Raw genomic sequence first — 13877 nt, 5'->3', positions numbered from 1 at the left:
ACTATTGCATTTATTCCTGTGTTGGCATTTATTGTCGTATCCGTTACTGAAAAAACCAGATGAACAAAACCATTTGCATCCACATTAATATCACCCGCAGAATAAGATACGGCATCACCATCATTTTTTATAAAATCAAAAAGCCTGTCATACTGACTTAATGATGGGATTGTTCTAAAATCCGCAACTACAGCTTCACTCCAGGTTAGACCATTATCAGTTGATTTTGAATATCCGGGATACCAGCCACTGGCAATAGGTTCAAGAGTGTTCTCCGGGTCCATAGTTCCCACTAGTCCGATGTAGCTTACATTTTCTGAAGTGACGCCGCCTAATATTATAGATGCGAACGCATTAAGGTTAGGGCTTTCAATAGCTTCTATATTTACAAAGTCAGTTGTTCGGAAAATTATTCTTGATGCCACATCTGATTCGCCAGTCCAAAATGACCAGTCACCACCGGTCCAGCAACATTCCGATGAGCCTACACCTGGCAGTGTATCTGAATGAACTGTTCCATTAATTAATGGGTAAGCAAAACTATAGCCTGTACTCGGTGAACCCCCGGCGTATTGAGTCCATGATGCTATTCCACGGGTCTGTGTTATGTCTCCGCCAGTAGGATTGGATATGGCACAACTGGGATATCTTGCTGAAACAGAGAAACCACCCGACAACGATGAAATTCTTGACCAAGTTATACCGGCATCGGTTGAAAGGTTATACCATAGATCATGCTGTGAAGTGGAATAATTCGTATGTGATAAATGAACAAATACTAAGGCATCGGCATCTGAATCAAACGCTAGAGGGTTTAGTGTGCCTAATGCCATACCGACACAACTCTGTATTGAATCAACAATCGTCCAGCTGGATACAGTACTTGAATGCTGAAGATATAAATCTCTTCCTCTTTGAGTGGAAATTTCCTGTGAATATAAAACTGAAAAAGAGAGAAGGAGTGACAGCATCATTTTTATGATTACTTTGTACATATTTCCTCCTATTTTTTATAACTGACTATTGAATGATAACTTGTTAAAACTTTGTTTACAGGTATTTATTTTGTGTCTAAAAGTAAAAACCACAAAAATTAATAAGAGATGTGAATTGAGATTGGAATATCTCCTGCGAACCCATTTTTCTAACTCATCCATTGCCCTACTTTTTTTTATTCTGACTAAATAAAACAATTCTTCCTGCCAAAATCAATGAATGAAACAACAATTTTTTAAAATCAAAAAACCCCTCGCAAAGGAGGGGTTTTTTATTCATTCATTAAACTTTATTTAACAAGTATCATCTTCTTCATAGATTTAAAATTTGTTTTGCCGTTTAATGAATTTGCTTCAAGTGAATAGAAGTAAACACCTGAAGAAAGATTGCCTCCATCAAAATTAATTTCATAGCTGCCTGATGATTGAGTTCTGTGAACAAGTTCATCAACTTTTTCACCAATTGAATTATAGATAAATAATTTTACTGAACTTTCATCTGCGAGTGAATATTTGATTATGGTTGCAGGATTGAACGGATTTGGGTAATTCTGCTCAAGTGAATAAACCTCTGGTATTGATACTTCTGCTTCAACAATATCTGAATATTCATATGTGCCGTTATAATCAATTTGTTTCAGCCTGTAAGAATATTTTCCCTGCAGAAGATTTTCATCCGTGTATGAATAAGTTTTGTTTTCACTAGTAGTTCCATTACCGGTAACGAAACCTATTTTACTCCATGTCCCGTTCACCTTTTTCTGAACTTCAAAACCGCTGTTGTTTTTCTCTGAAGCAGTTGTCCATTTAAGCTGAACATTTTTTCCGCTGACAAGAGCATTGAATGAAGTTAATTCAACGGGAACAATTCTGCTGAGTTTATCAAGATATATTTTTTTGTTAGCACCGGTTTCACCAACGTAAACTGCTGAAACATCGCGCACGGGAACATTAATGCCAATAATCTTTGGTGCGTACATATTATTTGAATAAACCATAGGGTTATCATTAATTCTCTCTACCGATGAAAATGTTGCTGAACCGTACGGAACACTTGAATAGAATAGCTGATCTGATTGTACAGTTCCGGAACCCGCCTGAAGACTATCCGAGTAATAAATAAAATCAAACCCGTTACCAGCACCATCACTAAAGTGCCTTATGTCAAACCAGTATTCATCTGTATTTACATTTGCAGCAAGCTGAACAGCTGGATCATAGGACAATCCGTTATTAATACTTTTACGTGCCCAGATATCCCTTGCACCTGTTGGCCCTGAAGTGTAAACAAACCAGGATTCACCATTATTCATTGCTGATAAATATTCTGTCTTGTTTGTGGTTTCAGTTGCGACATCAATAAAAGCAACAGAAGCCAGTGTACCAACACCTGATTCACGGTATCTTGCCTGACGGATTACTGATGTTGATGTGTCAGCCAGTATGGGTCCATAGTAGTTCATAATTAATGTATCACCAGTACCAGACATACACATAATCGGGTTCGCGCCGGCTGAAGTTACATTACCTCTGCCTCCCCAGTTAGCGCCTCCATTTATAGAGCCGTAACGTAAAATATTATTTGTTGCAAGTGAATCTAAAAACATATATAAATTACCAGTTGATGATGCAACAACATCAAATGATCTGTAACCTACGAACGGAAATTGATTTAAATTACCGCTGAGAAAATTCCAGCTATAAATTGAAGGACCTATCTGGAAGAAGCAATAAACAGAGTCTAATCCGCTTCTTAATAATTTTATTTTATCATAGTATCCCCGATAGGTAATTCCTGACGGGAACATACTCCAGGATTCTCCGTTGTTATTTGATGTTAAGATTACTAATCCAAGGTTAGCTGTTGATAGAGTATCATTTACTGCAAGATAAATTGTTCCATCAGCTTTTTGAACTCCATACATTTGTCCAACAGGTTCAAAATCAAGAACCAGGTTATCCGCAGCCCAATCACTTAAAGAAGGCTGTGGGAATTTTGGATTTTCGACAGAAACATCCTGTGCAGTAACTAATAGTGACATCGAAAGGAACAGAAAAGTAAAAATAGTTTTCACATTGACCTCCGTATTAATTATTGAGACACATTTGGCTGGAATCTAAATCAATGTAAAAATATACTATTTAATTATCAATAAGAGATGTTAAGAATTAATGAGATAACAAAAGCGGATGAAGAGTTGAACTCAGTATTAAAATTAAAATACTTAAAGCAGCTTAGTCAGTTCTTCAAATTCTGTTGGTTTGGAAATTAATTTGAATTCTTTATCAACAAGAAACATAGTAGGTGTTGCAAAGATTTTATAATCACCTGATGATTTTCCATCCCAGCCGATAGGGTCATTGACATTTATCCAGGCAAGATTATTAGTTTCAACAAATCTTTTCCACTCTGTCTGCATAGTATCAATTGAAACAGCAAGGACTTCAAAATTTTTGTGAGTCTGTTTTTTATACAACTCATATATCTTGGGAAGCAGGTCTTTACAGTGCGGGCACCAGCTTGCGTAGAATATTATCAGGGTTCTATCTGCCCGTATATCCTTTAATGAAATTAGCTTGCCGGCTTCATCACTTAGATTAATGTCAGGAACTGTAATTCCGGGTTTAAAATATTTTGACTGCTCAATTCTTCTTTCAAGTGTTGAAGTTAATTGTGAGTCAAGACATAGCTCATCCTTGATCACATAGTTTTCAACTATATAGTTAATCACATTATCAAAGTCGAATTTTTTAAATCCGTCAAGCAAATATTCAACTATATGTTTGTAAACAACTTCATTTACTTTTGCTTTGTTTAGTATGCTGTCAATGGCGGATTCAAATTCTTTCTCAAGCTGTTCAAGCGGCAATTGAGGATTACGATAGTATGATAAGTACTCAATTGATTTGTTCGTAAAAACATCAGAGTAAATAAGTTCAGCATCATAAAAATTAATATTATCAAGTGCGTGTGATTTCAGATAAACTAATTGTTTAACAAGTTCTGTTTCAGGATCAATTACAGGCAATTGTGATGATCTGACATATCTTGCAATAAATGAATTGGGGTTTGCCTGGGCTGTTGAATTTACGAAGTATAAATATTCTTCCTGAATCTGGATAAGTTCTTCTTTTGTTGTTTGATAAAAATCATCATCACTGGGATAGCGGGCGAGTATAAGCTGAAGGAGTTCTGATTTTGTTTTATAGTCTTTATTGAGTTTGATGAAGTTGTAATAAATTTTATTCGATTCTGATTGTATTACTTTTATACTTCCGAGGATATTGAGAGCATCAGTCTCAATCTCAACTTCTTCATCGTCATAAATAAAATCTATCGATTTATTGTTACTGAATCCAAGACGATAAATACCGGGATGATTATTGTCTAAATCAAATTCAAATTTACCTTTACTTTTTGTATCGATTGACCGGATAACAGAAAATTTTTCACCGGACAATGATATTAACACAACGCTGCTGTCATCGAGATTATCAACGCTGAACTTCAGGGTTTGGCCAAAAGAATAATTTAAACCTGAAAATATTAATACAAGAAATAAAAATTTCTTCATTAATAATTAATTACGAATACATCTGACACTTAATCCCCAGGATTTTATTCCGTTGTTCCATAGATATATCGTTGTGTCGTTGCCAATTATTTGGAAATTACAGGCATAACTACCTGTACCGGGCTCACCCATCCAATAATTAGTAAATTCACCCATGCCAATAAAGGGCCCGCCTGCATATTGCTTGGCGCCTGCAATTAAAGCAGAGAATCCGCTTGTATTAGTTCCAAGACCAGCACCGGTTCCCTGGTCCTCTCTTTTAAGTTCATTGCCATTATTGTTTACAAAGTTTGCTAAGGTTTGAAACTCAGCATATGTCGGCATATGCCAGCCTTCCGGGCATATTCCCCGGGCACCAACCGTAGTTACATACTGCATTGCTTCATCCCAATAATATAAACCGCCATACGTCGTGCAGTTTACAGTGTCATTATCGTAACAGAATTTTTCGATTTGACCATTGTTACTTGGACTAGACATTGTGCCTATATTGAGATTTTCTTTTAACCAGCATTGATTACCAATCAATACTGTGTTATAGTCTTTCCCTCCGTAATTAACTTTGCTTGCACCGCAAATAAAAAATGACATTGAATCAAGATCAGTAATACTCACAACATTGATACTGTCATTGGGGTAATAAAGTGTCAGCGTTTTGTGTTGAGCAAAAGTAGGGAGTGTAAATAATATAAAGACGATTAAGATAAATGATGTTTTCATTTTTTTATCCAATAAATAATTCAAAAGTTTATTTCAACAACAGCATTTTTATAGATTGTGTCACGCTGTTACCAGTTAATCTGCAGATATAGATCCCGCTTGGCAATGCCCTTCCATCAAATATTGAGGTATAAGAACCGGGATTCAAGTTTTCATTCACTATTATAGAAATCTCACAACCCAAGATGTCAAATACTTTAAGAGTAACTAATCCACGAGTCGGAATTGTATAATTTATTTTCGTCGCCGGGTTGAACGGGTTCGGAAAATTTTGTTCCAGCTCAAATTGTATTGGTGTTCCAAACTCAACACCGATAACATTGCTGTACGAATATTTTCCATCTATATCAATCTGTTTTAATCTGTAATGATAATATTCATTAGGCGGGGGGCTATCAGTGAATAAATATTCTCTCGGACTGCTGCTGTTGCCACTTCCTTCAATGAATCCAATTTTCTTCCATCCGGAAGCAGTTGAAGTCTCGCCAACCGTTCGCTCTATTTCGAATCCGAAATTATTTGTTTCAGATTCTGTTCTCCAATTCAGTTGAATGCTGGAACCAACAACTGATATATTGAACGATGATAGTTCCACCGGGAATGGTTGTCCCAAAGGTAAAGGATCAATCGTAAACTTATTTATATCGGCAATGTTTTCAGAAACGATGCTGTCGTTATCGATATAAAAGTTGAACAAGCCTTCAGATTCATTGACAGTTATTTTTTGCAGTGAACTGATCGCTGAATATTTATAACTACCGTCTGAAAAATGAAGATTAAGAAATGACTGAGAGAAAAGCTGAATTGAAGAAAGGAAAAAACAAAAACTAATTAGTTTCATACAACCCCTTTCACAATTATTATTTTAAGAGCGCTTCGTTCCTTATAAGAAATTCATTGAAAATAAATTTCTGTAAATATAAAACCGCGTTAATAACAAGGCGCGTAAATATCTGTCAATAATTTCCATCAAATTAATATTAAAGTCAAAAACTATTGCTTGGCAGCAAGCATACAACACCGCAAAATCAATGTGTAATGTGGAAACAACGCGGAAGTTTTTTTAATTAACAAGAAAATAAAATTTAAAATTAGAGTTCAATTATTTAGTTTTAAAAAGATAAATTGTTCACATATTAATCTATGGTCCAGACCATCAATAAACGTTCAGGCAGGTTTTATTATGAAAAAAATCCAACGCTTAGTAATCTTCATTTATCTTATTTGCTGCACTACCGGTATAAAACCACAATCTTATGAAAACGAATATTCAAAATTCTTAAAAGATATTGAAAACCTTTCAATCATCGGTGCGGCAAGTGTACCCTCAACCGGCATTGTCATCACCAAGGATTCTATTTCATTTAATCTTCGTCAGGGATATGTTTATAAATTTTCTAAAGTATCCGGAAAGGATGCAGCTATATTATTTAAGGGCAAAGGAAGAGTTGTCTACACACCGCCGACGCAGTTTGAACAGGAACAACTTGAAAGAGTATTAAATATTAAACAGCTGAATGAGACTTTTACTGAGTTATTTTTATTTTTTTCTGATACAACCAACCTTGATTATTTTTCTCAACTGGAGTTTACTAATTCAGGTGAAATTGAATTCGTTCAAGGACGGGTGGAATACTTTACAAGTTTCCTTTATCACGATGAAAAGGGATACTTTGACAATGATTTCATGCAAAGTTTTTTAGATCAGAAAAATGAAAGAACTTTTTATGCTCATATGGAATTTGATAAACTGCCATCACTATTGTATAAAATTAGTCCTTATGAGAGAGAAGAAATTTCATTGTTCAAAAAAATATCTAAAATATTTTCGAGATCCCGCGAAAGCGACCTGATTAACAGCTTTAGTCTTGATGATAACAATCCGCCATATACAAAATTCGAAGATTCATTTATTCCTATTAATATATCATCATATAAAATTGATATTTCTTTTGATGATGATCTTGAAGTTACCGGCGCGTGTGATATTTTCTATTTGCCTGCCCAACCCGATACAAAATGGTTAAGACTTTTTTTACACAGTGAATTAGAAATTGATTCGATTAAGTTTAATGGTGAAAGGGCAACTGAATTTTACAGGGCAGAAGACAATCCTGAGCTGTGGATAAAATTTCCATTGAATACTACAACCGGAAAGCAGCTTTTAACTGTACACTACCATGGTGAATTATTCTCTTCATCCGAAGATGAATTATACTCAATTAGTTCACCGGATAACTGGTATCCGAATCTTGATGACAGAATAAATACCAATTATGAAATTAATTTTATTTACCCGAGCAAGTATGCGTTAGTTAGTATTGGTGAAAGGACATCCTATCAGCAGACGGAGGACAGCACAATGTCAAGCTGGACCACAAATATTCCGGCACATAGTGCTTCTTTTAACCTGGGAAAATTTAAAACTTTTACATATACAGAAGAGGGGCTCCCAAAAGTAAATGTTTATTTGAATCCTGATATTCATCGGTTTATTGCAAGCGAACTTGTGAAAGAGGGAATCCTTTCAGGCTCTGATATGGAGGAAAAAATCGGTTCGGATGTATTGGCAAGTTTGAAATTTTATCAGACAGTATTTGGTAAAATAGACATCAGCCAGGTGAACGTAACAGAGATACCATATTTTTATGGATTGGCTTTCCCCGGACTCATTTATTTGTCCTGGTACAACTACCAGGGAATTGAATATGACAGAGCGGGAGAATTATTCAGAGCGCATGAAGTCGCGCATCAGTGGTGGGGGATAACAGTAGATTTTGAGAATTATCATGATCAGTGGTTAAGCGAAGGTCTTTCGGAATTTTCAGCATTATATTTTATTCAGGCTGCATTCGGTAACGAAGATTATTTTGATATTCTTGATGAATGGAAGAAAACAATATTCAGCAACAGAAAATACTTATTGGGTGATGGGCAGGAAGCCGGTCCCGTCTGGCTCGGGCGAAGGAACAGTTCCAGTGAAACAGCAGGCGACTACAGTGTAATAGTTTATCAAAAAGGCGCCTGGGTTTTACATATGTTAAGGAATTTGTTAATCGATCTTAAGACAATGAACGAAGATAGATTCTCAGGACTAATGAAAGAATTCTTCAACACACATAAAGGCAAAAAAGCATCTACCAATGATTTTAAAAGACTTGTTGACAAATACAGCGGCGAAAATATGAAATGGTTCTTTGATCAGTTTATTTATGGAACGGCAATTCCACACTACACTTTTTCCTATACCACTGAAGCACAGAATGACGGCAAGTACGTTGTAGTTTGTAAAATCTTACAGGAAAATGTGCCGGATGATTTTAAAATGTATGTACCTATTAAAATTGTATTAGATGATGATCAGTTTGCCCGGCTGAGAATTGAAGTAAAAGGAAAAGAGACAATAGTAAAGCTGCCGCCGATTGGCACAGAACCGGATGAAATAATTTTTAATGATCTGAATTCAGTATTGTGCGAAGTTGATTATGAGTAATAGATTTATTTAATCAATATCATCTTCCTCGTCTGAATAAAACTCTGTCCTGAGTTTGATGAAGGATCACCGGCTTTTAGTTGGTAATAATAAACACCACTTGAAAGAATACTTGCATCAAACTCAACTTCATAGCTGCCTGCAGTTTTGTATTCATTCACAAGTGTTGCGACTTCATTTCCTAAGACATCATATACTTTTAAAGTTTGCCAACTGCCGACTGGAGACTGCCAACTAATTTTCGTTGATGGGTTAAATGGATTCGGGTAGTTTTGTTCGAGGTAGAAATCATTAATAAGTTGTTTTTCATCGTTAACACCTGTAACTAAATCGAGAACTTCCTTCTTCATTATAAACGGAATGTTTGGAAGCGCATCATACATGCTTACAAACCTGCTAATGTCAGTATTCTCGATTGGTCTGATGTGATCAACCAGTTCTGTTTTTACTGTTTGATAACATACTTCGACAGTAATTCTGTATTCTGAGTTATTTTGAGTCGGAATTAAATATGTTAAACTATCAGCTCCGGAACCCTGATCAATCCCTGATCTGTTAAAATTTGTATCATCGTTTGCGTTACCAACAATTTTGGTTGAATCATAACTTGGATGAGTATTTAAAAATCCCTGCGGCGGTAAACGATTGTCTTTTATGTATTCTGCGGCTCTCAACAAAGTATACGTTACCTGCTGTTCATTATTTACAAAAACTCCTTCATAAACCTGAACCTTTTCTTCGGAATCAATTATATCATAGTGAGGTTCGAAATCCGAATTATAATTAATTATTTTGCCGGTAGAGTCCCATGCACCAGATTCAAAAATAACATTGCCAATGCCTTGTTCAACCTTAAGATGAATCCACATTCGTCTGAAAGGAATTCCTGTTGGAATTTTATGCCCGGTTAAATTTTTGATATATAGCTTCACTTCCAATAAATCATTCTGAAAACTTGCCGCAGTCGTCAATTCTATTGATTGCTCTTTCAATCCATATTCGGTTCTGGCAATAGTCGAATCAAAATGTTCAGGCTCAGCCGTGAGTCCAAGTGAATCAATATTACTTCTGAGCAGTTTCTGCATATAAACATTTCCGCCAACAAAAGTGTGCCGCCAGAATGGAGTTCGATCTGGAAAGTTTCCCATCCCCGAAATCTTTATCGGGTCATCAATCTTAGGCATATGACAATCCTGGCATTGAATGTTTTGAGTTGAATAAACACTGTTCTTCCATTCAATATAAGGAGTCTGTTCTGGAAAACTTCCGATTACATTTCCTTGTTCATCCAATGTCGGAGTATATAAAGTATGACATGTAGCGCAAAGTTCAGATTGATTCATGTGCGGACTGAATCGTGATTTATAGCCAATGATTTGCCACATCAGAGTAGTATCCGAATTTTCATAAGGTCCGTATAAAATGCTGTCGGCCTCTATGATATAATTACCAGAGTAAGACTGCTGCGTTCCAAAGTTATCTGGTTTTATTTGATGGCATACTGTACAGCTAACTCCGTCATTTGCAAGCGGGTCTTGTTTTAATTCAGCCATCGAGTATCCACTCTGTCCATTATAAATCGCCTCGGTATAACCCATAGGTGAATGACATTTGAGGCATGTACTTTCGATTAATTCCTGATGCTGGGGAAAATTATTCACCTCTTCAACGACCATTGCTCTCCATAATGGATCTTTGCTGGCATTACCCATCATTGTTGAACGCCAATAAGTAATCGGGGAAACATCAATTCCATTCCAGGTCATTGCGCTGCCATTACTATTGTGACATAATAAACAATTCCCTGAACCGCTGAATAAGATAGAGGTTTCTTCCGGAAGTTCTGTTTGAGAGTTGATCATAACTGAAATGCTTAATAATAAAACGGAAGTGATTATTGCTTTCACAGAATGCCTCTGAAGTTTCAGTATTTATAAGAATAAAATTTAATCATCAGAATCAGTGATTCTAATGATTAACTGATTAATAAATTTACTTCAAAAATAAAAAATTACTTTATCAGTATCATTTTCTTCGTTTGAATAAAACTCTGTCCTGAGTTTGATGAAGGATCACCAGCTTTAAGTTGATAATAGTAAACACCGCTTGAAAGATTGCTTGCATCAAACTCAATTTCATAGCTGGCTGCAGTTTTGTATTCATTGACAAGTGATGCAACTTCATTTCCGAGTACATCATATACTTTTAAAGTCACTAACCCACCCCTTCCCCCTCCCGAGAGGGGATACGTTGCTTGAGGAATGGTGAATTTTATTTTTGTAGTTGGGTTAAATGGGTTAGGATAGTTTTGTTCAAGTGAAAATTTGTTTGGAACAGAAACATCAACTTCAACAATATTTGAGTATGAATACTGTCCATCATTATCGATTTGTTTTAGTCTGTAAGAATATTTTCCTGAGCTAACGCTCTTATCTTCATAAACATAACTGACAGGTGAATTGCTGTTACCACTGCCATTCACAAATCCAATAGACTGCAATTCATTTGACATTTGACCTTTCACGTTTGACGTCCTCTCCACTTCAAATCCAAAATTGTTTGTCTCTGTTTTTGTAGTCCAGTTCAACACCACAAAATTATTATTTATTGTTGCAGTGAAAGATGAAAGTTCAACAGGCAATGTTGCATCAATGTTTGTTTCCCATAATCCGCGACCATAAGTGCCTGCGCGAAGTTTGTTTGTGACACCACCATAATAAATATCAAGTTCTGTTACGACAACATTAGGCAAACCGTTGTTGAATGATGCCCAGTTATTCGAACCGTCTTTTACATAAACACCTACATCAGTTCCGACAAACAATACATTTCTGTTTGTCGCCGCTTTGTAGTGTACGATACACATAACTGGAAGATTTGGTAATCCTGTTGAAATGTTCGTCCAGCTTGTTCCTCCGTTTGTCGATTCATAAACTTTTATACCATCAGAATAACCACCGTAGGTTATCCAGACTGTGTTAGGATCATCTTCTTTTACTGCAATGTATGTAACATAAAGTGATGTGGTTGGAATTGTAACTGCTGTCCAGTTGGTTGAACCACCGTTTGTAGTTTTCCACATGTTAGTTCTGTCAGCAGTGTAAAGTACATTTGAGTTTGAAGGCGCGATTGCAAGTGAACGAAGTTTATCAGAAGAACTTAAAACCTGTGATGCGCTTGTCCAGCTATCACCACGGTTGGTTGTTTTCCAGATCCTGTCATAACCTGCAAACAATGTTGTACTGCTATTCTTATCCATAACATACGGCGTTACCCATGCACCTTGGGGTTGACCGCCGGGTATGTTTGCAGAAATATCAACTTCGGTTACCCAGTTGGTAAAACCATTTATGCTTCTCGTAATCTGACCCCGAACATAAGTTGCATACATATAATTTGAGTTGGTAGGATCTACAATACATTCCATTCCATCTCCGCCTTTAACGTCAGTCCAACCGGAGTTGTACAATTTTGTTCCGTTATCCTGTAAACCCGTTAACACAGTTGTCTGGCTTGTCTGCGAAACACCAATCCTGTAAATCTGGCTAATGATCAATCCATCAGATAGATCAATCCACGAAATTCCGCCATTTGTAGTCTTATAAATACCGCCGTCATTTCCTTCAAACAGAACGGAAGAGTTTTGATATACAAGGCAATGTTTATCTGCATGTGTGACCGGGACACCTGATATGTTATATCCCGAGTAGGATGTCCAATTTGTGTTTGCTGTAAATGTTGTTCCGCCGTTTGTTGATTTCCATGTTGTGATACCTCCAATAAAAACAGTGTTTGCATTAGTTGGTGAAACTGCGATACACCAGTCATAAGAACCTTGACCGCCGCTGCCTCCTGAACCATCTGTGTAATATCCTAACATTCCTGCGGGTGAACCTGCATTGACAACTGTAAAACTCGCCCCGCTATTTGTGGATTTATAAACGCCGTAAACTCCACCACCGCTATTCGCAGATAATAAATAAACAACTGATGGATCAGCAGGAGTAACGGCTATTTCACCCCGTCTGCCGTCAGTTGCGATTGAAGAAAATGACCAGTTCTCGCCGCTATCAGTTGACCTGTTAATATATGTTGAAGTATAACCATAACTTGATGCGTAGATTACTGTCGGATCGCCGGGTTTAAATTCCATATCTATCCATCGGTTAAGTGATTTAGAAACCCAGTCAGTACCTCCGTTTGTTGATTTATAAATTCCATCTGAAGTTGAAGCAAAGAGTATTGAATTGTTTGAGGGATGAATTAATAACCTATAGATGATCTTCCCCAAATTTTTTGTATAAGAAAGTCCCGTTGTACTCCATGTTGTTCCGCCGTCAGTAGATTTTAAAACACCGATGCTGACGTTATCAGCATTTTGTCCGCCGCTTAGTGACCACATACTTCCGCCGTCACGGTCGCCTGTTGCAATGTAGATTGTGTTCGATGTTGCGTAATCACCTGGAATAACAATATCGCTTACACCAAGTACAAGCTGATTGTCATTTAAAATTGTCCAGCTTGTTCCGCCGTTAGTTGTTCTCCATATTCCGCCGGATGGACTACCAACCCAAAATGTATTTACATCAGTCGGATGAAAAGCTATACAGTTTATTCTTCCAATGCCTGCATATCCTCCCGTTGAAGAATTTGTTCCCAGGTTAGTCCAGCTTTCATCATACATTGTTTTATTAAGATGATTATTACTCTGTAAATATTTTTCATATTCAATTACAGAATTAGTTGAAGGGAATTCACCTGAGCTTTGATTTACTCTTTGTTCCCAGAAATATTCCCATCGTTTATATAATTTCCATCCGGGCATTTTGCTGCGTGAACCATTTACATTTACAAAACCATCAACAGCATTTTTTGAAAGCCAGTAATCATTCATTGAACTTTGTACTTCGTAGAAAGATGATGTGTTTTCAGTTATCGGCTTAATGGGTCTTTGTGATTGAGCAAACGTACTGCTGGATATCACAAAGGATAAAACGAAAAGTACATTCAATAAAATCATTTTATTGAATGAAAAGTATTTAGTGGACTCCATCTTCTTACCTATGATTTTTTTATTAAACTTTTTTATTTCAC

The 13877-nt window shown here is 36.5% G+C and carries 7 protein-coding genes; 1 reads left to right on the top strand and 6 read right to left on the bottom strand.

The window, feature by feature from the left end; all coding sequences use genetic code 11:
• Window positions 1–1285: 1285 nt before the first annotated feature.
• The 4 genes from IPM56_15385 to IPM56_15370 form a co-directional block, all read right to left on the bottom strand.
• A complete protein-coding gene (locus tag IPM56_15385) occupies window positions 1286–3070 on the bottom strand; it encodes a T9SS type A sorting domain-containing protein (GenBank protein QQS35609.1) in 1785 nt (594 codons plus the stop codon).
• A 150-nt stretch (window positions 3071–3220) separates the two neighbouring features.
• Entirely contained in the window at window positions 3221–4570 is a 1350-nt protein-coding gene (locus IPM56_15380) for a TlpA family protein disulfide reductase (protein ID QQS35608.1), read from the bottom strand.
• Between the two features lie 6 nt (window positions 4571–4576).
• Entirely contained in the window at window positions 4577–5290 is a 714-nt protein-coding gene (locus tag IPM56_15375; protein QQS35607.1) for a hypothetical protein, read from the bottom strand.
• Window positions 5291–5318: 28 nt separating this feature from the next.
• A complete protein-coding gene (locus tag IPM56_15370; protein QQS35606.1) occupies window positions 5319–6131 on the bottom strand; it encodes a T9SS type A sorting domain-containing protein in 813 nt (270 codons plus the stop codon).
• Window positions 6132–6473: 342 nt separating this feature from the next.
• Here IPM56_15370 and IPM56_15365 point away from each other — a divergent pair, with 342 nt between their 5' ends.
• A complete protein-coding gene (locus IPM56_15365; protein QQS35605.1) occupies window positions 6474–8783 on the top strand; it encodes a hypothetical protein in 2310 nt (769 codons plus the stop codon).
• Window positions 8784–8788: 5 nt separating this feature from the next.
• On the opposite strand, the gene IPM56_15360 is transcribed toward IPM56_15365, so the two are convergent.
• Window positions 8789–9166 (bottom strand): T9SS type A sorting domain-containing protein, encoded by a 378-nt coding sequence (locus IPM56_15360; GenBank protein ID QQS38331.1) that lies wholly within the window; start codon window positions 9164–9166, stop codon window positions 8789–8791.
• A 1628-nt stretch (window positions 9167–10794) separates the two neighbouring features.
• Entirely contained in the window at window positions 10795–13836 is a 3042-nt protein-coding gene (locus IPM56_15355; GenBank protein ID QQS35604.1) for a T9SS type A sorting domain-containing protein, read from the bottom strand.
• Window positions 13837–13877: the final 41 nt, after the last annotated feature.

The sequence above is a fragment of the Ignavibacteriales bacterium genome (assembly GCA_016700155.1).
Taxonomy (GTDB): Bacteria; Bacteroidota; Ignavibacteria; order Ignavibacteriales; family Ignavibacteriaceae.
Note: the sequence above shows the minus strand (reverse complement) of the source record. Positions and strands in the feature narration are given on the sequence as shown.